We start from the raw sequence: 23,850 nt of genomic DNA, 5'->3' as shown, positions 1-23,850 counted from the left end.
CTTGCGGACGAATGGCTGTGCTAGAATGACGCATCAGCGTCTGCTGTCGTAAGGGCGTGACAAGCGGCCCCTCGTCCGCTAACGGGCCCGCTTCCTATCAATCAGCGCGAACATAGCGAAAGCGAGTGCACACATGAAACTGACAGATCTTCGCGACAATGCCGGCGCCCGCCACCGCAAGATGCGGGTGGGCCGCGGCATCGGTTCCGGCAAGGGCAAGACCGCGGGGCGTGGCCAGAAGGGCCAGAAGGCCCGTTCCGGTGTCGCCATCAAGGGCTTCGAAGGTGGCCAGATGCCGCTGCACATGCGGCTGCCGAAGCGCGGCTTCAACAACATCTTCCGCAAGGATTATGCGGAGGTGAACCTGGGCCAAATCCAGAAGCTGATCGACGCAGGCAAGCTCGACACCGGTGCGGTGATCGACCATGCCGCGCTGAAGGCGGCGGGCGTGGCGCGCGGCGGCAAGCATGGCGTGCGCCTGCTGGCCAAGGGCGCGCTGACCGCCACCGCGCAATTCAAGGTCGCCGGCGCCTCCGCCGGGGCGATCGCCGCGGTGAAGCAGGTCGGTGGCTCGGTCGAGGTGACCGTGCAGCCGAAGGCGGCCCAGCAGGACGCCGCCGAATAAGCATGAGGTAACGGGCGGGCGGGGTTCCGGTAACCGCGCCTGTCCCCTATATCGCGGACCTCCATAGGGGGCTGGCACAGGGGGCGGGGGCCATCGGTGCCGCCCGGCCAGCGAAGGCATCTACCCACAATGGCATCACGCGCCGATAATATCGCCAGCAACATGAGCCTCGCCAATTTCGGCAAGGCGACGGAGCTGAAGCAGCGCATCTGGTTCACGGTCGGCGCGCTGATCGTGTTCCGGTTCCTAAGCTTCGTGCCGCTGCCCGGCGTAAACCCGCTGATCCTGTCCACGCTCTATGACCAGACGCGTGGCGGCATCCTGGACTTGTTCAACACCTTCTCCGGCGGTTCGCTCGAACGCATGAGCCTGATTGCGCTCGGCGTGATGCCCTACATCACGGCCTCCATCGTGGTGCAACTGGCTGCGGCGCTGCATCCGGCATTGATGGCGCTGAAGAAGGAAGGCGAGGCGGGCCGCAAGAAGCTGAATCAGTACACCCGCTATGGCGCGGTGCTGCTGTGCGCGGTGCAGGGCTGGTTCCTGGCCAGCGGGCTGGAAGCCTACGGTGCACAAAGCGGGCTGCAGGCCGTGGTCGATCCCGGCATCATGTTCCGCGTGATCGCGGTCGTGAACCTGATCGGTGGCACCATGTTCCTGCTGTGGCTGGGTGAGCAGATCACCAGTCGGGGCATCGGCAACGGCGTGTCGCTGATCATCATGGCCGGCATCGTCGCCCAGTTCCCGACCTTCATCGGCAACCTGTTCGAAGGCGGCCGGTCCGGCTCCATCAGCCCGGTGCTGATCGTTGGTCTGGTGGCCATGATGGTGGCGCTGGTCTGGGGCATCAGCTTCATGGAGCGGGCCCAGCGGCGATTGCTGATCCAGTATCCCAAGCGGGCTAGCGCGCGTGGCATGATGCAGGCGGATCGCAGTCACCTGCCGCTGAAGCTGAACACCGCGAACGTCATTCCGCCGATCTTCGCCAGTTCGCTGCTGCTGCTGCCGCTGACGATCACGCAGTTCGCCGGCAACGCGACGGACACGAACAGCGCGGCCTACGGCATCGTGCAGACGCTGAACCAGTACCTGCAGCACGGGGCACCGCTCTACATGCTGCTGTACGCCATCGGCATCATCTTCTTCTGCTTCTTCTACACCGCGGTGGTTTTCAATCCGGAGGAAACGGCGGAGAACCTGAAGAAGAACGGTGGATTCATCCCTGGCATCCGGCCGGGCAAGCGTACGGCGGAATATCTCGATTACGTGCTGACGCGCATCACCGTCCTTGGCGCGATTTACCTGACGATAGTGTGCGTGGTGCCCGAGTACCTGGTCGCGCAGACCGGCCTGCCGCTGTTTCTGGGCGGTACCAGCCTGCTGATCGTGGTGAACGTCACCGTGGACACGATCACGCAAATCCAGTCGCATCTGCTGGCGCACCAGTATGGCGACTTGATCAAGAAGGCGCGGCTCAAGGGGCGCTTGCGCTGAGCTGACGGGCTGGCCATGGTCCAGAACTGGCCATGGCAGAGCCGAACGAATTGGGGGAAAGAGCGCCGATGAACATCATCCTGCTGGGCCCGCCGGGCGCGGGCAAGGGCACGCAATCGTCCTTGCTGGTGCAGCACCATGGCATGCGGCAGCTATCGACGGGCGACATGCTGCGGGCGGCGGTTGCCGCCCATACGCCGATCGGCATCCAGGCCAAGGCGATCATGGATGCCGGCCAGCTGGTCTCGGACGACATCGTCTCCGCCCTCATTGATGCTGAGCTGGTTGCGATGGAGCCGGTCACCGGAGCCATCTTCGACGGTTATCCCCGCACCGCTGCTCAGGCGGAGGCGCTTGACGCTATCCTCGCCAAGCACGACCGTCAGCTTGATGTGGTGATCGAGTTGGCGGTGGACGAGGATGAACTCGTCCGCCGGATTACCGGCCGCTACACCTGCGCCAAATGCGGGGAGGGGTACCACGACACCTCCAAGCAGCCTGTCATTGCGGGTACCTGTGACCGCTGCGGATCGCACGAATTCAAGCGCCGGCCCGACGACAATGAGGAAACTGTGCGCAAGCGGATGCAGGTCTATCGTCAGGAGACTGCGCCGATCCTCCCTGGCTACGAAGCGCGCGGGATCGTCCGCCGACTGGATGGCATGGCCCCAATCGGGGAAGTGACCGCTGCGATCGAAATCTTGCTGGAGCGCGGCTGACTACGCAGCAAGGCCTAAACAGAAGCCCCGGCACGCGGGGGGAAGCGTGCCGGGGCCAATACCTCTGACCGTCCGGGGAGGGGGGAAGTGGCCGGCCAGAGGGTAAAACGACCCTCCGTCAGACCCCTTGCGGGATCATTGTACCTTCTTTGAGGTATATTCGGTTGTCGTCGATCCGGTCCACCGCATCGAGCGGCAGGTAGTGGTGCATGTTGTCGTCGCTATCCGACCGGGTCAGCTTGATCCGCTCGTCTTCCACATGGTCGACGGTGCCGACATGGCGACCATTGGCATCTGTCACCTCCATGTGCTCCTTGATGCGCAGCTTCTCGAACATGGCGATTCCTCTCGATTTCGTTTGGCGGCATAACGGATCGCAGGCGTTTGCCGTTCCGCTGTTCGTCGCACGCTCGGCACGGCTGGCGAAATCTTGCGCGTGCCCCGCTGCGCAGGGCACCGAACCGCAGGCTCGGGCATTCCCCATGCGACTTGAAAGATAAAAGGGACCAGTCGCATGGACGATAACCGGATCTGGAATTTCGAGCGTGAACTGTGGCTTGGTGGCGGTGACGTCTATCGCGAACGCGTAGCGAATGACTGTGTCATGGCGCTCCCGTCGGAGCCTTTCATCTTTGATGGCGAAAGCGCGACCAAGGCAGTGGAAGACACGCCGCGCTGGTCGGATGTCGAGTTTGCGGACCAGACCGTCGCGCGCCCGCATCGTGGCCTGATCGTCATCGCCTATCGTGCCAAGGCATCTCGCGAGGGCGAGAGCTATCATGCGCTCGCCACCTCCACGCTGATGCAGCTGGAGCATGAGGAGTGGGTTGTGGTCCAGCACTCGCAGACTCCGTTGGGTGTGCTGGTCGCCGACCCCGATAGCTGAGCCGCAAGGCTGTGGGTCGCCCGGCACGATGACCTACAAGTCTGGGCCGGAGCGTCCACACTGGTTGACGCTGTCGGCGGTAATCGCATTGCACGGTATGGCACTGGCCGGGTTAGTCCATGCGTTCGCTCCGGATCTCACCAGACGAGCGGCGGCGGAGGTGCAGCGGCTGGTGTCCATCGACCTGCCGCTGCCGCCACCACCACCGCCGCAACCGGTGCCAGAGCCGGCTTCCCGTCAACAAGATGATGCAGGCGAGGCGGCACCACCGGCGCCACGGGCACGTCCCCGCCCCATCGCTGCGCCTTCGCCTGTGATCGTGTTGCCGCGTGTCGCTCCACCCGCTCCGCCCGTCGCCAGCAGTGGTGACGAGAACCGATCCGGTGCGGCTGACGCCGGGAAAGGAACTGGCGGTGGAGGCGCCGGAGAGGGGCCCGGCAGCGGAGGTGGTGGAGAAGGGCAGGGTGGTGGCGGTGGTGCGGTGACCCGTCCGGTCAAGATCGCGGGTGAGATCAACGATGCCCGTGACTATCCCACGCCGCCTGGTGGGCGCGACGTGCGGAAGGGGCGGCACGTGGTGGTCTACATGCTCGTCGGGGTGGATGGTCGAGCACGCGATTGTCGGGTGGTGGAGGCCAGCCCGGACGCGGAAGCCGATAGGCGGACCTGCGATCTGGCGGAACGGCGCTTCCGCTTCCGTCCGGCCCGCAACGCGGCGGGTGAGCCGATCGAGGCGGTATTCGGATGGCGGCAGGACTGGTTCTGAACCAAGCTTGGCGCTGCAACATAGGCATGACAGGGTGGGTGACACCGGCTAGGCCGGGTGTCGGCTTCTCTCGACTTCAGAAAGAATAATAATAATGGCGGCGATCCACCCGGTAGTCCTGAGCGGCGGCAGCGGAACGCGGTTGTGGCCGCGCAGCCGCAAGCACATGCCCAAGCCGTTCCTGCCGCTGGTGGGAGAACGTACATTGTTCGAAGCGACGCTGGGCCGTTGCGCCGGTGATGACCGCTTTGCCAGCGCGCTGATCGTCACGGGCGCGGCGCACCTCGCCCATGTGCAGGCACAGGCCGCGGCATTCCCTGGAACGGAGGTGATCGTCGAGCCGGAGGGCAAGAACACTGCACCGGCCATCGCGCTCGCCGCGGCGCGCCTCCCGGTCGACGCGATCATGCTGGTTTGCCCCAGCGACCACCACATCGCCGATGCGCCCGCCTTTACCCAGGCGGCATGCGCGGCAGCGGCCCTGGCCGGAGAGGATTGGCTGGTCGCGTTGGGCATCACCCCCACCCATCCGGAAACCGGCTACGGCTACATCCTGCGTGGGGAGGCAATTCCAGGCGGATTTGCAGTGCAGCGTTTCGTGGAGAAACCAGACCTCGCCACAGCGGAAGCCTTCTTGAAGGATGGCAATTACAGCTGGAACGGCGGCATCTTCGCGTTTCGTGCGGGCGCATATCTCGATGCCTTGCAGCGGTTCCGTCCTGACATGGCTGCTCTGGTGCAGCGATCGGTGGTCGATGGCCGCAGCGAGGGCGCACTGTTCTTCCCGGATGTCGATAGCTTCGGCGCGATCGATGGCGAGTCGGTTGATTACGCAGTAATGGAGGAAACGGACCGCGCGGCGGTCGTGCCGGCGGTGATGGGCTGGTCTGACATCGGCAACTGGCACGCTCTGCGCGACGCGCGCCTCGGCGGTCTGGACGACGATGGCGCGAACACCGTGATCGGCAATGTCGAGCTGGTGGATTGTCGCGGTGTGCTGGCCGAAACGGATGGCCCACGCGTGTCGGTCATCGGCTTGGAAGACATCGCGGTGGTCGTGGATAACGGCGAGGTGCTGGTGACCAGCATGGCCGGCGCGCAGAAAGTCGGCAAGCTGACAGGCGCGAGCAGTCAGTAATTGTCAGGATGACGGGGGCTGGTTCAGCCCCCGCGCATCTCTTCCAGGATGCCCGCCAGATCGGCAGGCGAATACGGCTTCTGCAGGATACCGCGGGCGCTGGTCTCTCCCAGTTGCGCGATGGCATCACCGTACCCGGTGACGAACCAGTACGGGATGTCGGCCGCATCCAGCGCGCGAGCGATGGGCTCGCTCGATTCCACACCGAGATTGAAGTCGAGCAGCGCCAGGTCGGGACGATCTTGCTCCAACATGGGCAGGGCACCGGCGACGGAACTGACCACGCTCACCCGCGGCACGCCGAGGCCAAGCAGGGCCTCCTCCGCATCCATAGCGATGATCATGCTGTCTTCGACCACCAGCACATGCTGCATGGTGCCGGTTCCTTCGCTGCCCTTGCGTTCCATCAGGGTGAATCCTTCCGCCGGCTCGCGCGCCGCACCCGGGCCGGCGGGCTGGACGAAGCGGGACGGGATCGTGAAGTCAGCCTCCACCCCGCTCAATTTGTGGCGCAGATTGGCGGCGCCCCGCAGTTCATAGGGAATCGATCGTTCGATGATCGTGCTGCCGAAGCCGCGCCGCTGCGGCGGACGCACCGGTGGTCCGCCGCTTTCGCGCCAGCTGATCTGCAGATCGCCTAACTTGTCGAGACGCGTATCAATGGCCAACCGCCCGCTGCTGTCACACAGCGAACCGTATTTGGCCGAGTTCGTCATCATCTCGTGCAAGACCAGCGCCAGCACGGTGTAGGCTTCCGGGGCGACCAGCACGTCCGGACCGGTTATGCTCACCCGTTGGATCTTGCCTGACAGATACGCTTCCGCCTCCGTCCGGATCAGATCGTGGAGCGAGGCAGGGGCCCATTGTTCGCGCGTGATATTGTCATGCGCCAGTGCCAGTGCGCGGATGCGTCCGCCCACCAGATCTGCAAATTGCTCGATACTGGTCCCCTCGCTGCGGGACTGGCTGACGAGCCCGCGGATCAGCGTGAGGATGTTACGCACGCGGTGGTTCAGCTCGGCGATCAGCAGTTCCTGCTGCTCCGCCGCGCGCTGGCGTTCCACCATCTGTTCGTCACTGAGGCGCAGGATAACCTCGAGCAGGGTGATGCGCACATGTTCCGCCACTGTCAGCTCTTCCGGCGTCCATGGCGTGCTGCGCCCTTCCACCGATTGCTGCCATGCCTCGAAGCTCTTGCGCGGGGACAGACGCGGGCCGTTGGGACCGTAATCGACGGCCTTCTCCGGCCGGCCGGCCCAGACGACCACCTGCGGCAGGTCGCGCCGCCACAGGACTACATAGTCGCGGGGGCGGCGGCTGACGGGGATCACCAGCGCGCCGCAGGCACGATCAGCGAATGCAGCAGCGGCCGACAGCAGGTCGGCGAGCGCTTCGGTGGCGATGATCTGGCTGGTCGAGGCGGCGTTCAGCGCCGGGACCAACGCCATGAACTCCTCTTCCGACGGAGCGGCGCCGCGGCAGCGGTAATCGCCATCGACAAAGGCACTCGCCCCGTCATGCGGGATGACCTGACCGATCACGCTGTCCAGCGTGGCAAGGTTTTCCACCAGTGCGGTGCCGCCGACCAGTCGGGTCATGAGGCGATCATGCAATTGCCGCCCGCGCTCCGCCACGCGGCTGCCGGCGGTAGAGATCGCCAGCTCCAGTTGCAGCGCGAACAGCTGCGCGAAGAGTTCCGCCGTGGTCCGCAGCGAATAGCTGGCGCTGCGCGGCTCGTAATGGTGGCAGGCGAACAGCCCCCACAGCTTGCCGCCAACGACGATGGAGATCGACAGCGACGCTGCGACGCCCATGTTGCGCAGGTATTCCAGGTGGATCGGCGACACCGCCCGCAGCGTGCTGAGCGACAGATCGAGCGGCGCACCTTCCAGCGTGGTTGCCGGCTCGATCGGCACGGGCGTCGCATCAACATCGGCGATGATCCGCAGCAGGTTGCGCAGGTACAGCGTGCGCGCCTGTTGCGGTATGTCGGTGTGAGGATAGCGCAGGTTCAGGAACGGCTCCAACCGTGGCTCGCGCGCCTCGGCAAACACCTCTCCGCTGCCGTCGGGGTGGAAGCGATAGACCATGACCCGGTCGAAGCCGAGCAGGGTTTTCATCTGGCGAGCCGCGTCGGCGCACAGATCGCCGACGTCGTTATGCCGCGCCAATCGCTGCATCAACGGCCGCAGGCCACCCAGATGGGTCAATTCACCACCGGGTGCATGGGGTTCCAGCTCAATCACCACCAGCCTACCCGTGCGGTGCACGGCTATGTCGAACAGATCGCCATTGCCCATCAGGCTGATGCCGAACAGTCGGCTGACAAGGTCGGCGCTGTTGCCGGTCGTGTCCCCTTCGTCGAGTTGACCGGCCGCCTCGCGCAATTGGGTCATGGCGGTAGGAACGAAATGTTCGCCCAGGCGCGCGCCGATGGTCGGAGCGTGATCGCGACCCAAAATGTCTGAAAGATTGGCGGAACGGTGCGCGACGATCCAGTCGGCATTGAGCGCAATCAGCGCACCGAAGTTCTGGATATTGCCCGGCCGATGGATCGGTTCCCGGTCGCAATCGGTCAGGTCGTACTGGTGGACCGTGCTGGTCACGCCGGCACACTCCAAGTGCGATACGCCACTATCTTCATGTCCCCGCCAGAGGCAGCCTCACGGGAATGATCCGATAGGCATGTCGTCTTGATAAATTCCTTCTGTTCCAAAAGCGTTAGCTGCCGCTAGGGTTCCCGGGCAAGGGGCAAGGAGTGACCGTCGGGCATGGAACTGAACCTTCAGGGGGTCATCGCGCAGACGATCCAGCTGGCGCTGGCGCCGGTCTTTGTGCTGGTCGCCATCGGTAACATCATGAATATATTATCAAACCGTCTTGCCCGAGTGGTCGACCGCTCACGCACGCTGCAGGAAAATCACCCGCGCACCAGCGGCGCGGAACATGACGCCATCGTGCGGGAGATCCGCATCGTCGACCGCCGCATCAACCTCATCAACAGCGCCATGCTGCTGCTGGTGTCGAGCGGCCTGCTGATCGGGATCACGGTCGCCATGCTGTTCGTGGAGGAGATCTTCAGCGTCAATCTGCAGAGCTTTGCCGGCGCCTTCTTCTTCCTGGCAATTGCCACGCTGATGGTGGCGCTGCTCTACTTCCTGCGGGAAACCCGCGTCGCCACCGCAGCGCTGAAGATCCCGGACACCTACCTGGAGCTTGAGCGCAAGCTCTAGGCCGTAGGTCAGCCCGCCGGGTGCGGCTCCGGTCCCAGTGCGGGATCGAGATCGCGCGGACGGGCGAAGTGAACCAGCCGGGCACACCCGGGTTCCGCATCGCGCCAAGTCGCCACATCGAGTTCCAGGACGGCGAAGGCGGCTGTAGGAAACTTCTCCGCCGCTGCGGCGCACAGGCCGGGCTCGCCATGATGGGCGAGCAGCATCACCAGATCCTGCAAGCCGGGGTTGTGCGCCATGACCAGCGCGCTCGTCGCCGCTGCGGGCAGCGCCTGCACCAACTCCAGCAGCGTGTCCGCATCGGCCAGGTAGGCGCGTTCGCGCCAGTCCGGCTGGAACGGCAGTCCGGTTGCGGCGAATGTCTGCCGCACCCGTTCTGCCGGGCTGGCGAGCAGGTGATCCCACCTGACGCCATGGTCGGCGATGTGCCGCCCCATCAGCGCGGCGCCGCGTCGCCCGCGTCCGTTCAGTCCACGATCGAAGTCCCGCTGCGCGCCGCCGCGCATTTCGCTTTCCGACCAGTCGGACTTGGCATGACGCAGCAAACCCAGCAGCTTCACGACCTTGCTCACGGCTCCCCTGGCAGTCCGGCGTCCGGCACCGCTGCTTCCGTCAGGCATGAGACACCCGCACCGACAGCTTGTAAAGCCTGCTCCAGACTCACGCGTCTAACCGGTGTGCCGGCGGGAAAGGCATCAAGCAGGCGGCTTGGGAATGCGGCTGACAGGACAATGAAGTGGCCGCGATCCCCGGCAGAGCGGATCAGGCGGCCGAAGGCCTGCGCCAGCCGAGCGCGGATCAGCATGTCGTCATAGGCCGTGCCGCTGCCGTGCGCGGCGCGGCGGGCACGATGCAGGATGCCCGGCTTTGGCCAGGGCACCTGTTCCAGCACCACGCAACGCAGCGAGTGGCCGGGCACGTCGACACCGTCGCGTAAGGCATCGGTTCCCAGCAGGCTGGCGCGGGTGTCGTCGCGAAAGATGTCGACCAGCGTGCCGGTATCGATCGGATCGACATGCTGCGCGTAAAGCGGCAGCCCGTTCCTGGCCAAACGGTCGGCGATGCGCGCATGCACGGCGCGCAGCCGGCGGATGGCGGTGAACAGCCCGAGTACGCCGCCGCTTGCGGCCTCAATGATCCGCCCGTACGCGCCGGCGAGCGCGGGAATGTCTCCGCGGGGTACGTCCGTGACGATTAGCACCTCCGCCATGCTCGCATAATCGTATGGGCTGGCGGCGGCGGTGAGCAGCGGGGAGCCTTCCAGATGGGCGGCGCCAGATCGGGCCAGCGCCACCTGCCAGTCCTCCCCTTCCGCGCTGCCCGGGCACAGCGTGGCACTGGTCAGCATGGCGCCGTGAGCCGGTTCCAGCACCACGCGGGCGAATGGCTTGCTAGGATCCAGCCAGTGGCGGTGCAGCCCGACATCGAACTCGCGAGTATCGGCCCGATCCACCGCCATCCAGTCGACGAAGCTGGGGTCAGCAGGGCCACCCAGACGCGCCAACATCGCCTCCCACGCCAGCAGCAGATCGACCCGCCAGGTTAGGGAGTGTCGCGCGCCTTCCACCCGCGCCCGGCCTTGTGCATCCAGCCAGTCGGGCGCGTCCTCTAGCACCGCTTCCAAACGCTGGCCCAGCAGCAGCAATGGTTGACGGATCGCCGCCAGAGACATGGCGGCCTGCTGCGCCAGTTCCACTACCGAACCGTCCAGCCCGGCTACTTCGGTCTCCAAGCCGTAGCCTGCATCTTGAGCGCTCTCGTCCCGGGCATAGGTGGTGGCGCGCACCGCACCGAGCAGCGCTTCTACAGGGCCAAGCGGGACTCCTTCATGGACCCGCTGCAGCCATCCGTCGGCCGGCAGGGCGTCGGCAGCCTCGACCGCGCCGGCGATTGCCCCGCTGCCCGCTTCGTCATAGCTGGCGATGTCAGCTAGGCGCGCCGCTAGCCCGCGTCGGCGACCCTTGCCGCCGCGTTCGGGGCCGAGCAGCCAGCGGCGCAGCTCCACCGCCTCCCGCCCGGTCAGCGCCGCGGCGAAAGTGCTGTCCGCCGCCTCGAACACGTGGTGTCCTTCGTCGAAGATGATGCGTGTCGGGCGTTGCGCATGATCGCGCCCACGCGCCGCATTCACCATCACCAGCGCGTGATTGGCGATGACCAGGTCCGCCTCGGCACTCGCGCGTGCGGCGCGTTCGATGAAGCATTTGCGGTAATGCGGGCAGCCGGCGTAGATGCACTCGCCGCGCTGATCGGTCAGGCTGCGAATGGCGCGGCTGCGGAACAGCGTGCCCAGCCAGCCGGGCAGGTCGCCGCCCACGATGTCGCCATCCTGCGTGTACGCGGCCCAGCGCGCCACCAGGTGCGCCAGGACGGCAGCCCGTCCGCCGAAGCCGCCTTGCAGCGCATCCTCCAGGTTCAGAAGGCACAAATAGTTTTCGCGTCCCTTACGCACCACGACGGGGCGGCTGCCGTCAGGCCGTTGCTGTGGCCATGCGCGCGCGCTTTCACGCCGAAGCTGCCGCTGAAGGTTCTTGGTATAAGTGCTGACCCAAACGGTTCCGCCGCTCTGTTCCGCCCACAGGCTGGCGGGGGCAAGATAACCCAGTGTCTTGCCGATGCCTGTGCCCGCCTGTGCCAGCAGCAGGTGCGGGCGACCCCGGGTAGCGCGTGGCGCGAACATCTGCGCGACGCCCTGGGCATAGGCGAATTGCCCGACACGGCGTTCGGCGCCTGTGCCGGTGAGATTGGTCAGGCGTGCGTTGATGGAATCGGGTTCCAGGATCGCCTGTCGCGGCTGAGCGCGGGGCGCGGCCTCTTGCCATTCGGGTAGTCGGGCGAACAGCCAGCGTTCCGCCCGCTCCGGCTTGGCGATATGCGGCCCCAGCACCTGCGCCCACGGCCACCGCAATCGGCTCAGTGATTGCAGCGCACTCCACGCGCCCTCCCGTTCCGCCCAGGCGGGATCGGCGCAAACCGAGACGAGCCGCGCTGCGGCTGCACGTAGCAAGGCGGGCACCTGATCGTCACTGCCGGGCACGGGCATTCTCAGCGCTTCGGCCAGACCCTTGGGTGTGGGCACGACGAAGCGGGCGGGGTGCAGGAAGGCGAATAGTTCCAGCAGATCGAGGCCGCTGAGGTCGGGATAACCCAAGCGGCTGGCGACCAGCGGCGCGTTCAGCAGCAGCACCGGCGTTTCCGCGGCAGCATTCAGCGCGGCCCCCTTGCCCAGCGCTCTGACGTTCCCTTCGGCATCGGCCAGCCAGCAACCGGCATGGCTGGCATGAAGAGCAGGCAAGGACAGGGCATCCATGTCGAGTAGATGGCGGTGGTAGAACGGAAAGTAAACGCGCCCGCTCAGCCGTATCAATATGTTCAGATAGTGGGCGGCAAACATGAACAGATCTTGCCAGCCCGGTTCAGTGAAGCATCATGGCTGTGGCTCTATCCAGGTCCGGTCAGTGGCTCATCAGGTCACCTTCACGAAGTCAGGAGCAAGATCATGCACAGCATTACCAAGGGTCTGATCGGTTCCGCTGCCGCCGGCGCCATGGCGCTGGGCAGCATCGCGCCGGCACAGGCGCAAGGTTATCGTTATCGCGACCGCGACAATGGCATCTCCGCTGGTGAGATCATCGCGGGCGCGCTGATCATCGGCGGCATCGCAGCCGTCGCCAGCGCGGCCAGCCGCGACAATCGCCGGGGCGGCTATTACGACGATCGTTATTACAATGACGGTTATTACGGATACAATCCGCGCGACGCCGTGGAGCAGTGCGTTGCCGTGGCGGAGCGGACGGCCAGCCGTTATTCCTATGGTGGCAGATCCGAAGTGACCGACATCCGCGACATCGACCGCAATCGCAACGGCTATCGCATCCGCGGCCGTATTGCGGTGAACCAGATGGATCGCGGCTGGCGCCGCGGCGATCCACGCTACGGTCGCGGCTGGAACAATGATTACCGCGGTTGGAACGACAATTACCGTGGTTGGGATGCCGGCAACTTCACCTGCCGCATCGATTGGGGCCGGGTGGTTGATATCGATTACAGCGGGATCCGCGGTCTGTGATCAGCGGGTGGCCGGTTCAGCATCATGCAAGCACCGGCCACCTATCATGTTCATCTAACCAGTCGGATCAAACGCCCATGCGCCGCCATACTCAACTCCTCGCCGCCGCCGCCGCCAGCCTCGCGCTGATTACAACGCCTGTCATGGCGCGTGACCATTGGGGTCGCGGACGCGACTGGGATCGGCACTATGATCGTGACAATGGCGTGAGTGCCGGCGACGTAATCGCAGGCGTTGCCGTGCTGGGCGCCATTGCCGCCATTGCGGGCGTGTTCGACGGGCGCCAGCGGGAGAACGAGCCTGTACCGGTCCGTTACCCGGAACAGGATACGCGCGGCTATGGCGCGGAGTATGGCAGCCAGGCGGGTGGCAGCGGGCTAGACCGGGCCGTCGACATCTGCGTGGCCGAGTTGGAGGCGACGGGCACCAATGTCGTTGGGGTAGACGGGGCCAACCGCACCGGCGATGGTTGGTTCGTGTCCGGCGCGGTCGATGGCGGGGCGCCGTTCTCCTGCCGTATCGGCAATGACGGCCGGGTCAGCGACGTCCAGGTGGGTGACGCTGGGCAGCCCGCCGATGATGGCTATTACGGTGCTGCGGCCCCGATTGACGGCCAGTACGACGATGCCACCTATATTCGCGCACGTGGCGACCTGGGCGATGGCCGAAGCTATTCCGCGCGATAGGCGGGCAATTCGATTCGCCAAACCATCGCCGCCCCGCGCAATGCGAAACCAGCCGCGGCGGAGATGCTCCAGCCCCATGCCGGTGGCACGTTCAGCGCGGTGAACAAGGCGCACAGCCCAGCCGACAGGGCGGCGGCGGTGACGTAGAGTTCGGGCCGCATCAGGATGGACGGAACGCCGGCCAGCACGTCGCGGATGATCCCGCCGACACAGCCCGTCACCACTCCCAGCACCGCCGCCGGCAGCGGTGCCACGCCATAGGCGATCGCCTTCGCCGTTCCCAGCACGCAGAACACCGCCAGGCCGAGCGCATCCGCCCATTCCAGCAGCATTCCCTCCCACCACCGGGTCGGCGTCAGCCAGACCAGCAGGGCGGAAGCAAGGATGACGGCCGCGACCCACGGATCCCTGATCCAGAACGCCTGCAACCCGATCAGCACGTCACGCACGGTCCCGCCGCCCACGCCCGTCACCAGTGCGAAGAAGCAAGTGGTGACGAAGGTCTGCCGCATCCGCGCGGCGACCAGCGCCCCACTTACCGCAAAGATTGCTATTCCGGTCAGGTCCAGCAAAGGCGGCAGGGCAGGGGTAGGCAGCGGTTCCATCGTCGTTGCCCTGACTTAGCTGCGGGAACGGCGCAACAAAAAGGGGCCGTCCGCTGCCGGACGACCCTTTTGTCCCACTTGGCCGGCGTTCCGGTCAGACGTGGATCGGCTTGCCCTGAACCGCCATGGCGGCTTCCTTGATAGCTTCCGAATGGGTCGGGTGCGCGTGACAGGTGTAGGCGATGTCCTCGCTGGTGGCGCCGAACTCCATCGCCTGCGCCGCCTGTGCGATCATCGTGCCGGCAAGGCTGGAAACCATCCACACACCCAGCACCTTGTCGCTCTTGGCATCGGCGATGACCTTCACCCAGCCGGTCGTGTCGCGGTTGGTCTTGGCCCGGCTGTTCGCCGCCATCGGGAACTTGCCGACCTTGATCTCGTGCCCGGCCTCCTTCGCGGCCTCTTCGGACAAGCCGACGCCGGCGAATTCGGGCATGGTGTAGACCACGGACGGGATCACCGCGTGATTGACGATGCCGACCTGCCCGGCGATGTTCTCGGCGACGGCAATCCCTTCGTCCTCCGCCTTGTGCGCCAGCATCGGGCCGGTGATGACGTCACCGATAGCCCAGATGCTCTCGACCTTGGTGTTGAAGCCGTGGTCGGTCTCGATCTGGCCTTTGCCGTTTACCTCGAGGCCCGCGGCCTCCAGGTTCAGGTCGGCGGTGTTGGGGCGGCGGCCGATGGCGACGAGCACGCAATCCGCCTCCAGCGTCTCGGCCGCGCCGCCGGCGGCGGGCTCCAGTGTGAGGGTGGCGGTGCTGCCGTTAACGGCGACGCCGGTCACCTTGGTCGACAGGCGCAGTTCCATGCCCTGCTTCTTGAAGATTTTAGCGGCTTCCTTCCGGATCTCGCCGTCCATACCGGGCAGCAACTGATCCAGGAACTCCACCACGATCACTTCGGCCCCTAGACGGCGCCATACGCTGCCCAGTTCCAGCCCGATTACACCGCCGCCAATCACGACCATGCGCTTGGGCACCTTGGTCAGCGCGATCGCGCCGGTGCTGTCGACCACCACGCCGGCGGCATTGTCGATCTCCACGCCCGGCAGCGGGGTGACGCTAGAGCCAGTGGCGACCACAATGTTGCTGGCGGTGACCTTCTGGCCCGCGACCTCGACGCTGTTGGCGTCGACGAAGCTGGCCTGACCCTTCAGCCAGGTGACCTTGTTCTTCTTGAACAGGTATTCGATGCCGCCGGTCAGCTCCTTAACGGCGGTGGCTTTCTCGCCCATCATGGCGTCGAGGTCCAGGCTGACGCCCTCTACCTTCACGCCGAACTTGGCGAGGGCACCCTCATGCGCTTCTTCGAACAGCTCGCTGCCGTGCAGCAGCGCCTTGGACGGGATGCAGCCGACATTGAGGCAGGTGCCACCCAGAGTCTCGCGGCTTTCGGCGCAGGCGGTCTTCAATCCCAGCTGCGCGGCGCGGATCGCGGCGACATAGCCGCCCGGTCCGGCACCGATGACAAGGACGTCGTAGTCGTGTTCAGCCATTGGTCTTCCTTCCGTGCGTGCCGATGTGGGCACGAGCGGGCCAAATCAGAAGGCCGGCAGCTCCGTAGCGGAGCGGCCGGCCCATTCTTCCTTACAGGTCGATCAGCAGACGCATCGGATCCTCGATGGCGTCCTTGATGATCTTAAGCGCGGTCACCGCCTCGCGCCCATCGATGATGCGGTGGTCGTAGGACAGAGCGATATACATCATCGGCCGGATCACGACCTGGCCGTTGATGGCGACCGGGCGATCCTCGATCCGGTGCAGGCCCAGCACGGCGCTCTGCGGCGGATTGATGATCGGCGTCGACATCAGCGATCCGAACACGCCGCCATTGGAGATGGTGAAGGTGCCGCCGGCCATGTCGGCCATGGTCAGAGCGCCTTCCTTGGCCTTCTTGCCGAAGCCGGCGATCGCCTGCTCCACCTCGGCGAAGCTCATCGCCTCGACGTTGCGGACCACCGGCACGACCAGCCCGTTGGGGGCGCTGACTGCGACCGAGAGATCGACATACTTGTTGTAGATGATCTCGTCGCCTTCGATCCGGGCATTCACCGCCGGCACGTCCTTGAGCGCCAGGCAGGCGGCCTTGGCAAAGAAGCTCATGAAGCCGAGCTTGATGTTGTGCTTCTTGGCGAAGACGTCCTTGTACGCCTCGCGTGCCTCGATCACGGCGGTCATGTCCACGTCGTTGAACGTGGTCAGCAGCGCGGCATTCTCCTGCGCGCTCTTCAGCCGCTTGGCGATGGTCTGGCGCAGGCGGGTCATCTTGACCCGCTCCTCCGTGCGATCGGCACCGCCTGACGATGCAGGCGCGGCGCTGGGCGCAGGAGCGGAGGTGCTGGCAGCCGGGGCGTCCTTCTTGGCCTGAGCGGCGGCGAGCACGTCTTCCTTGGTCAGGCGGCCATCCTTGCCGGTGCCCTTGACCGACGCGGGGTCGATGCCGTGTTCCAGTACCGCGCGGCGCACCGCGGGGGACAGGGTCTGGTCACCGCTATTATCGCTGCCGCCGGAAGCGGCGGGCGTCGGGACGGGAGCAGGCGAGGCGGAGGGTGCGGGCGCCGCGGCCGGGGCGGGGGAGGGCGCCGGGGCGGCGCCACCGGCACCGGCTTGGTCGTTGACTGTGGCAATCACCGCGCCGACCTCGACCGTGTCGCCGACCTGCACTAGGTAATCGCCCATGACACCGGCCACGGGGGAGGGGACCTCCACCGCCACCTTGTCCGTTTCCAGGCTGGCGATGGGCTCGTCAGCAGCGACCGCCTCACCCGGCTTCTTCAGCCACTCGCCAATGGTCGCCTCGGCCACCGATTCCCCCAGAACGGGGACCTTAACTTCAATCGCCATGTCGATTTCCTGCCATCAATTCTGCGAAAGGCCGAGCGCGGCCGAAACAAGGGCTTCCTGCTGGGTCTTGTGCCGGCTGGCGAGACCCGTCGCGGGGGAGGCGGAGGCATCGCGTCCGGCATAGGACGGACGCATGCCGGTCTTGCCGGCGGCGATCAGCGCCTCCTCGATCCGGCTTTCCACGAAGAACCAGGCACCGTTGTTCTTGGGCTCTTCCTGGCACCAGACCACTTCGGTGAGGTTGGGCATCCTGGCGATCCGCTCCGCCAGCGGCTCGCCTGGGAAGGGGTAGAGCTGCTCCACCCGCACGATCGACACGTCGGTCAGGCTTTCCTTGTCGCGCGCTTCGAACAGGTCGTAGGCGACCTTGCCGCTGCACAGGACCAGGCGCCGCACCTTCTCGTCTGCGACGGGCGTCATGTCGGACAGCAGCCGCTGGAAGTGGCTGGTGCCCTGGAAGTCGGCCGCGGCGCTCTTGGCCAGCGGGTGGCGCAGCAGCGACTTGGGCGTCATGATGACCATAGGCTTGCGGAACGGCCGCAGCATCTGCCGGCGCAGCACGTGGAAGTAGTTCGCCGGGCTGGTGATGTTCAGCACCTGGATGTTGTCATCCGCGCACAGCTGCAGAAAGCGTTCGAGCCGGGCGCTGGAATGCTCCGGCCCCTGGCCTTCGTAGCCGTGCGGCAGCAGCATGACGAGGCCGTTGGCACGCAGCCACTTGGACTCGCCCGACGCGATGTACTGGTCGATCACGATCTGCGCACCATTGGCGAAGTCGCCGAACTGCGCCTCCCACAGAACCAGCGTCTTGGGATCGGCCAAGGCGAAGCCATATTCGAAGCCGAGCACGCCGTATTCGGACAGCGGGCTGTCATAGACCTCGAACTTGCCGTGCGGCAAGGTGGACAGCGGCACGAACTTGCGCTCGTCCTGCTGGTCGACCCAGATTGCGTGCCGCTGGCTGAAGGTGCCGCGGCCCGAGTCCTGGCCGGACAGACGGACGCCGAACCCTTCGGTGACCAGGCTGCCAAACGCGAGCGACTCGGCCGTGGCCCAGTCGAACCCTTCGCCGCTGTCGAACATGGTGCGGCGCCCGTCGATCACACGCGACAGCGTCTTGTGGACGGTCAGGTCCTCCGGCACCGTGGTAAGTGTGCGACCCAGGCTGTCGAACAGCTTGGGGCTGATCGCCGTTTCCACGTTGCGGGGTGCGGTCTCCGGGTCGGCCGGCTTGTGCAACCCGCTCCAGCGTCCGGCGAACCAGTCGGCCTCGTTCGGCTTGTACGACTTGGCAGCCTCGAACTCGCCGGCGAGAGTCGCCTCGAACTCGGCACGCATTCCATCCGCATCCGCGGCCGCCACCACGCCTTCGGTGGCGAGACGGGAGGCATACAGCTCGCTGATCCGCGCGTGGCTGCGGATTTTGGAATACATCAGCGGCTGGGTGAAGCTGGGCTCGTCGCCTTCATTGTGGCCGAACCGGCGATAGCACCACATGTCGATTACGATATCGCGCCTGAACTGCTGGCGGTACTCGATCGCCAGCTTGCAGGCGAAGGTCACCGCTTCCGGGTCGTCGCCGTTTACGTGCAGGATCGGTGCCATCACGCCCTTCGCCACATCGGACGGATAGGGGCTGGAGCGCGCAAATTGCGGGCTGGTGGTGAAGCCGATCTGGTTGTTGATGACGAAGTGCAGGCACCCGCCGGTGTCATATCCATTGAGACCAGACAGGCCGAGGCATTCCCATACGATCCCTTGGCCCGCGAAAGCCGCATCGCCGTGGATTAGCACAGGCAGGACCTGCTGGTGCTTGTTCAGGTCGTCGCGCTGCGCCTGCTGCGCGCGGACCTTGCCCAGCACGACCGGATTAACGGTCTCGAGGTGCGACGGGTTCGGCACCAGGCTCATGTGGACGGAGGTGCCGTCGAACTCGCGGTCGGTGCTGGTGCCGAGGTGGTACTTTACGTCACCCGAACCACCGACATCGTCGGGGTTGGCGCTGCCGCCGGAGAACTCGTGGAAGATCACGCGGTATGGCTTGGCCATCACGTTGGCGAGCACGTTCAGCCGGCCGCGATGGGCCATGCCGTACACGATCTCGCGCACGCCCAGCGCGCCGCCATACTTGATGACGGCCTCCAGCGCCGGGATCATGCTCTCGCCGCCATCCAGGCCGAAGCGCTTGGTGCCGACATACTTCTTGGCCAGGAACTTCTCGTATTCCTCGCCCCGGATCACCGCCTGCAGGATGGCGCGCTTGCCCTCATGCGTGAAGGTGATGACCTTATCCGGCCCTTCGATGCGGTCCTGCAGGAACCGGCGCTCCTCCACATCCGCGATGTGCATGTATTCAAGGCCGACCTTGCCGCAGTAATTGGCCTGAAGGACTTCCAGCAGCTTGGCGGGCTTGACCCAATTAAGGCCCAGATTGCCGCCGACATAGACCTCGCGGTCCAGCGCCGCGCCGGTGAAGCCGTTCCACTCCAGCGTAAGATCTTCAGGCAGCTCACGCTTCGCCAAGCCGAGCGGGTCGAGCTGCGCCGCCAGGTGTCCACGGACCCGATAGGTCCGGATCAGCAGCATGGCGCGGATCGAATCGCCCGCGGCCTGTTCCACCTGGCTGGCGTCCAGCGCCTTGCCAGCCTTGGCCGCGGCCTCCTTCACCACCACGCTCATCCGGGTGGGGTCCATCGCCAGCGCGAGATCGTCGCCGGCGCCGCCTTCGGTCAGCGGCCAGTTGGCATTCTGCCAGCTGGGACCGGGCTGCTGACCTTCCTGGTCGGTCAGCTCGGGGAGAAAGGAGTGCGCTTCGTTACCCATGATCGGTTCCAGACCTGTTGGTGCCCGCGTGATGCCGCGGCAGGCAATACCGGCGCCCCATGGCGGGGCGCCGGCTTCGGAGGCGTTACACGCGCTCCTTGAGCAGCGCGTCAAGCGTGCTGCCGAGTTCGGACGGGGAGGAGGCGACGCGGATGCCAGCCTCTTCCATCGCTGCGATCTTGTCTTCCGCGCCGCCCTGGCCGCCGGAGACGATCGCACCGGCATGACCCATACGACGGCCCGGAGGGGCGGTGCGCCCGGCGATGAAGCCCACCATGGGCTTCGACCGACCGCGCTTCGCCTCGTCCTTCAGGAACTGGGCCGCTTCCTCTTCGGCAGATCCGCCGATCTCGCCAATCATGATGATCGACTTGGTCTCGTCATCGGCCAGGAACAGCTCCAGCACGTCGATGAAATTGGTGCCGTTCACCGGGTCACCGCCGATGCCGACCGCAGTGGTCTGCCCCAGACCCGCATTGGTGGTCTGGAACACCGCCTCGTAGGTCAGCGTGCCCGAACGCGACACTACGCCGACAGACCCCTTGGAGAAGATGGAGCCCGGCATGATGCCGATCTTGCATTCGTTGGGCGTCAGCACGCCGGGGCAGTTCGGGCCAATCAGGCGGCTCTTGCTGCCGGACAGCGCACGCTTCACGCGCACCATGTCGAGCACCGGAACGCCTTCGGTGATGCACACGATCAGCTCCATCTCGGCGTCGATCGCCTCCAGGATGGAATCGGCGGCGAACGGCGGCGGGACGTAGATGCAGCTTGCGGTCGCGCCGGTCGCGGCCTTCGCTTCCGCCACCGTGTCATAGACCGGCAGGTCGATGTGCGTGGTGCCGCCCTTACCGGGAGTCACGCCACCGACCATCTGCGTGCCGTAGGCCAGCGCCTGTTCGGTGTGGAAAGTGCCCGTTGCACCGGTCATCCCCTGCGTGATGACCTTGGTGTTCTTGTCGACCAGAATGCTCATGATGGTCCCTTTCAGCCCAGCTCGCCGTCGATGCCCTTGCAGGCAACCAGCAGTTCCTTGACCGCATCGACGCTGACCTGGAGATTGCCCCTGGCCTCGTCGTCCAGCGCGATTTCGATCACTTCTTCCACACCATTGGCGCCCAGCACCGCAGGCACGCCGACATACAGACCGTCCAGGCCATACTGGCCGTCCACATAGACGGCGCATGGCAGAATACGCTTCTGGTCGCCCAGATAGGCCTCCGCCATGGCGATTGCGCTGGTGGCGGGTGCGTAATACGCACTGCCGGTCTTCAGCAGGCCAACGATCTCGCCGCCGCCGGAGCGGGTGCGCTGCACGATGGCATCGATCGCCTCCTTGCTGGACTTGCCCATGGCGACGAGGTCATCGACCGGCACACCGGAGATGGTGGTATAGGAGGTGACCGGCACCATGGTGTCGCCATGACCGCCCAGTACGAAGGCGTTTACGTCCTTCACCGAAACATCGAACTCCCACGCCAGGAAGGTGGCGAAGCGTGCGCTGTCCAGCACGCCGGCCATGCCGACCACCTTATTGTGCGGCAGGCCGGAATATTCGCGCAGCGCCCACACCATCGCGTCCAGCGGGTTGGTGATGCAGATCACAAAGGCGTCGGGCGCATGCGCCTTGATGCCCTCGCCGACCGCCTTCATCACCTTCAGGTTAATGCCGAGCAGGTCGTCACGGCTCATGCCGGGCTTGCGCGGCACGCCGGCGGTGACGATGATGACGTCCGCGCCCGCGATGTCGGCATAATCGTTGGTGCCGGTGATCTTCGCGTCGAAGCCTTCAACCGGGCCGCACTGCGACAGATCCAACGCCTTGCCCTGCGGCATGCCTTCGGCAATGTCGAACAGGACGATGTCGCCCATTTCCTTCTTGGCGGCGAGGTGCGCCAGAGTGCCGCCGATCATGCCGGCGCCGATAAGGGCGATCTTCTTGCGGGCCATGGTGTGCCGTATCCTCTTCAGCGCGGGCGCATTCTCTCGGCTCTCCAGGCGCGGCCCTGCATCCCGCAAACGGGCACGTCGCCAGTGTGGTCCCGCCGTAGGCGCGCGGGAGACGCTTGGCAACCGACTAAAAGGATCAGCGGGAAACAATTACTGCAATCAGTTCGCAATTACATTAACGTCTTCGTTTAACTTGGCGCGCCAGATTTCTCGGCGGCCACCTGCTGGCTAGCATACCCAGATGATCGACCAGCACGCTGCGGATTGCCTTCCAAAATGCGGACCAAGTCATTAGCGCCGATCCGCTCAGCACTCGGAAATGTTCCTGATTCCCGGAGGGGGTCATGCGTATCGCGGCGACATGGTTGCGGACGTCGGTTGGGACCTGTGCGCGGCCCTACAATCTGCGGTCGACGGACGTCAGAGACACGCCTCCAGATAGGCCTGGTCGAAACCAAACTGGCGTGCCTTTTCCAGCGTGTAGGGCCGCAGGCCGCTGGACCGGAACTCGCCCAGGATCTTTCCATCCTCGCCCTCGTCCAGGTACTCGAAGTTGAACAGTTCCTGCGTGACGATCACGTCGCCTTCCATCCCAATCACTTCCGTGATGTTGGTGGTGCGACGACTGCCGTCTCGCAGACGCTTGACCTGCACGATCAGGTCGACACTCTCCGCGATCTGGCGGCTGATCGCCTCCTTGGGAATCTTGATGTCGCCCATCATGATCATGTTCTCCATGCGGCCCAGCGCCTCGCGTGGGCTGTTGGCGTGGAGAGTGCACATGGACCCGTCATGGCCGGTGTTCATGGCGGCCAGCAGGTCGAAGCATTCGGCGCCGCGGATCTCGCCCAGGATAATGCGGTCCGGTCGCATGCGCAGCGCGTTCTTCACGAGGTCGCCGATGGTGATCGCGCCCTGACCTTCCAGGTTGGGCGGGCGGGTCTCCAGCGGCAGCCAGTGGGGCTGCTGCAGCCGCAGCTCCGCCGCATCCTCGATCGTCAGCACGCGCTCGCCCGGGTCGATCATCTTCGACATGGCGTTCAGCATCGTGGTCTTGCCAGAACCGGTACCGCCAGAGATCACGATGTTCATGCGCGATGCGCCCGCGATCTTCAGCGCGGTGCACATCGGCTGGCTCATCGACCCAAAGGTCTTCAGCATGTCCAGCGTGATCGGCTTTTCGGAGAACTTCCGAATGGAGATGGCAGTCCCCCGCAGCGACAAAGGCGGGACGATCACGTTGACGCGGCTGCCATCCTTCAGGCGGGCGTCCGCCAGCGGAGTCGTCTGATCGACACGTCGACCGACCTGATTCACGATCCGCTGGGCGATCTGGAACAGGTGCACCTCGTCGCGGAAGCGGATGGGGGCAAGCTGGAGCTTGCCCTTCTTTTCGATATAGGTTTGGTCCGGCCCGTTCACCATGATGTCGGTCACTTCAGGATCGCCGAGCAGTTCCTCAAGCGGGCCGAAGCCGAGCAACTCGTCGATCAGCACCTTCTCCAGCGCGAACTGCTCCCGCCGGTTGAGTGTGATCTTGAGCTCGGTCAGCACCTCCATAATGATCGGGCGGAACTCCTCCGCCAACTCGTCCTTGCTGAGGGTCGCAGCGGCTTCAGGATCGACGCGCTCCAGCAGGCGAGGCAGCACCTGTTCCTTGATACGGTGAATGCTTGCCTCGAACCCTCCGGCATCGTCCACGCCGGTGTTCAGCAATGCGCGGGCGCGATCTTCCAGCCGGCTCATCGCATCGGCCTTGCTCGATCCCGAGACGCTCGTCGCGATCAACGCACCCGGCGCTCCGGCATCGAGACCTTCAGGCAAAAGCGGCTCTGGCGGGGCGGAGACAGGACTGAAGCCGCCAGCCTTGCCCTGCATAGGCTGGGCCACGCCGAAACGGGGGCGGGCGGCGACGGTTCTCTGTCCAAAGGCGGTCATACGTTAGTGCGTAGGGGGCAATGCTTGCGTTTCCCTAAATGCCGCGGCCCGGCTAAGCGCGGCGGACGGGTACCG

21 protein-coding genes are annotated in these 23,850 nt (G+C 65.3%); 10 read left to right on the top strand and 11 right to left on the bottom strand.

Annotation, left to right across the window (positions count from 1 at the left end; translation table 11 throughout):
• Positions 1 to 133 precede the first annotated feature (133 nt).
• The 3 genes from rplO to V5740_RS07535 all read left to right on the top strand — a co-directional run bounded on the left by rplO (position 134) and on the right by V5740_RS07535 (position 2,838).
• A complete protein-coding gene (rplO, locus tag V5740_RS07545; protein WP_347301890.1) occupies positions 134 to 625 on the top strand; it encodes a 50S ribosomal protein L15 in 492 nt (163 codons plus the stop codon).
• Positions 626 to 754: 129 nt separating this feature from the next.
• A complete protein-coding gene (gene secY, locus V5740_RS07540; protein WP_347301889.1) occupies positions 755 to 2,119 on the top strand; it encodes a preprotein translocase subunit SecY in 1,365 nt (454 codons plus the stop codon).
• Between the two features lie 68 nt (positions 2,120 to 2,187).
• A complete protein-coding gene (locus V5740_RS07535) occupies positions 2,188 to 2,838 on the top strand; it encodes an adenylate kinase (protein ID WP_347304468.1) in 651 nt (216 codons plus the stop codon).
• Positions 2,839 to 2,956: 118 nt separating this feature from the next.
• On the opposite strand, the gene V5740_RS07530 is transcribed toward V5740_RS07535, so the two are convergent.
• Positions 2,957 to 3,175, bottom strand: a complete 219-nt coding sequence (locus tag V5740_RS07530; RefSeq protein WP_347301888.1) for a DUF2171 domain-containing protein — start codon at positions 3,173 to 3,175, stop codon at positions 2,957 to 2,959.
• A gap of 177 nt (positions 3,176 to 3,352) precedes the next feature.
• On the opposite strand from V5740_RS07530, the gene V5740_RS07525 reads away from it, so the two are divergent.
• The 4 genes from V5740_RS07525 (at position 3,353) to V5740_RS07510 (ending at position 5,628) form a co-directional block, all read left to right on the top strand.
• Complete coding sequence (locus tag V5740_RS07525; RefSeq protein ID WP_347301887.1) at positions 3,353 to 3,724, top strand: DUF4440 domain-containing protein; 372 nt, start codon at positions 3,353 to 3,355, stop codon at positions 3,722 to 3,724.
• A 362-nt stretch (positions 3,725 to 4,086) separates the two neighbouring features.
• Complete coding sequence (locus tag V5740_RS07520; protein WP_347301886.1) at positions 4,087 to 4,209, top strand: hypothetical protein; 123 nt, start codon at positions 4,087 to 4,089, stop codon at positions 4,207 to 4,209.
• Entirely contained in the window at positions 4,206 to 4,490 is a 285-nt protein-coding gene (locus V5740_RS07515; protein WP_347301885.1) for a hypothetical protein, read from the top strand. The genes V5740_RS07520 and V5740_RS07515 overlap by 4 nt, the downstream gene beginning before the upstream one ends.
• A 94-nt stretch (positions 4,491 to 4,584) precedes the next feature.
• Positions 4,585 to 5,628: a mannose-1-phosphate guanylyltransferase gene (locus V5740_RS07510; RefSeq protein WP_347301884.1), complete on the top strand. Its 1,044-nt coding sequence runs from the start codon at positions 4,585 to 4,587 to the stop codon at positions 5,626 to 5,628.
• 23 nt (positions 5,629 to 5,651) lie between these two features.
• Here V5740_RS07510 and V5740_RS07505 read toward each other — a convergent pair whose 3' ends face one another.
• Positions 5,652 to 8,234, bottom strand: a complete 2,583-nt coding sequence (locus tag V5740_RS07505; protein WP_347301883.1) for an HWE histidine kinase domain-containing protein — start codon at positions 8,232 to 8,234, stop codon at positions 5,652 to 5,654.
• A gap of 165 nt (positions 8,235 to 8,399) precedes the next feature.
• On the opposite strand from V5740_RS07505, the gene V5740_RS07500 reads away from it, so the two are divergent.
• Positions 8,400 to 8,861 carry a DUF2721 domain-containing protein gene (locus V5740_RS07500; RefSeq protein WP_347301882.1) on the top strand — a complete coding sequence of 154 codons (462 nt, stop codon included), beginning with the start codon at positions 8,400 to 8,402 and terminating at the stop codon, positions 8,859 to 8,861.
• 8 nt (positions 8,862 to 8,869) lie between these two features.
• Here the strand turns inward: V5740_RS07500 and V5740_RS07495 are convergent, their stop codons facing one another.
• A complete protein-coding gene (locus tag V5740_RS07495; protein WP_347301881.1) occupies positions 8,870 to 9,433 on the bottom strand; it encodes a histidine phosphatase family protein in 564 nt (187 codons plus the stop codon).
• Positions 9,430 to 12,168, bottom strand: a complete 2,739-nt coding sequence (locus V5740_RS07490) for an ATP-dependent DNA helicase (protein WP_347301880.1) — start codon at positions 12,166 to 12,168, stop codon at positions 9,430 to 9,432. Before V5740_RS07490 ends, V5740_RS07495 begins: the two co-directional genes overlap by 4 nt.
• 189 nt (positions 12,169 to 12,357) lie before the next feature.
• Between V5740_RS07490 and V5740_RS07485 the strand changes: the two genes are divergently transcribed.
• Together V5740_RS07485 and V5740_RS07480 are read left to right on the top strand one after the other, a co-directional pair.
• A complete protein-coding gene (locus tag V5740_RS07485; RefSeq protein ID WP_347301879.1) occupies positions 12,358 to 12,927 on the top strand; it encodes a hypothetical protein in 570 nt (189 codons plus the stop codon).
• A 77-nt stretch (positions 12,928 to 13,004) separates the two neighbouring features.
• Entirely contained in the window at positions 13,005 to 13,613 is a 609-nt protein-coding gene (locus tag V5740_RS07480) for a hypothetical protein (protein ID WP_347301878.1), read from the top strand.
• On the opposite strand, the gene V5740_RS07475 is transcribed toward V5740_RS07480, so the two are convergent.
• From V5740_RS07475 to V5740_RS07445, 7 genes are all read right to left on the bottom strand, one after another.
• Complete coding sequence (locus tag V5740_RS07475) at positions 13,598 to 14,218, bottom strand: trimeric intracellular cation channel family protein (protein WP_347301877.1); 621 nt, start codon at positions 14,216 to 14,218, stop codon at positions 13,598 to 13,600. The two genes, V5740_RS07480 and V5740_RS07475, sit on opposite strands and share 16 nt — an antisense overlap.
• A gap of 94 nt (positions 14,219 to 14,312) precedes the next feature.
• Positions 14,313 to 15,716, bottom strand: coding sequence for a dihydrolipoyl dehydrogenase (gene lpdA, locus V5740_RS07470; RefSeq protein ID WP_347301876.1), 1,404 nt, complete (start codon positions 15,714 to 15,716; stop codon positions 14,313 to 14,315).
• 91 nt (positions 15,717 to 15,807) lie between these two features.
• Positions 15,808 to 17,064, bottom strand: coding sequence for a 2-oxoglutarate dehydrogenase complex dihydrolipoyllysine-residue succinyltransferase (odhB, locus tag V5740_RS07465; RefSeq protein WP_347301875.1), 1,257 nt, complete (start codon positions 17,062 to 17,064; stop codon positions 15,808 to 15,810).
• 15 nt (positions 17,065 to 17,079) lie between these two features.
• Positions 17,080 to 19,887, bottom strand: coding sequence for a 2-oxoglutarate dehydrogenase E1 component (locus V5740_RS07460; protein WP_347301874.1), 2,808 nt, complete (start codon positions 19,885 to 19,887; stop codon positions 17,080 to 17,082).
• 85 nt (positions 19,888 to 19,972) lie between these two features.
• Positions 19,973 to 20,863: a succinate--CoA ligase subunit alpha gene (sucD, locus tag V5740_RS07455; RefSeq protein ID WP_347301873.1), complete on the bottom strand. Its 891-nt coding sequence runs from the start codon at positions 20,861 to 20,863 to the stop codon at positions 19,973 to 19,975.
• Between the two features lie 11 nt (positions 20,864 to 20,874).
• Positions 20,875 to 21,837, bottom strand: a complete 963-nt coding sequence (gene mdh, locus V5740_RS07450; protein WP_347301872.1) for a malate dehydrogenase — start codon at positions 21,835 to 21,837, stop codon at positions 20,875 to 20,877.
• 420 nt (positions 21,838 to 22,257) lie between these two features.
• Positions 22,258 to 23,775 (bottom strand): CpaF family protein, encoded by a 1,518-nt coding sequence (locus tag V5740_RS07445; protein WP_347301871.1) that lies wholly within the window; start codon positions 23,773 to 23,775, stop codon positions 22,258 to 22,260.
• Positions 23,776 to 23,850 lie beyond the last annotated feature (75 nt).

Source organism: Croceibacterium sp. TMG7-5b_MA50, assembly GCF_039830145.1.
Classification (GTDB): Bacteria; Pseudomonadota; Alphaproteobacteria; order Sphingomonadales; family Sphingomonadaceae; genus Croceibacterium.
The sequence above is the reverse complement of the archived record's forward strand: the minus strand, read 5'-3'. Positions and strand labels throughout refer to the sequence as shown.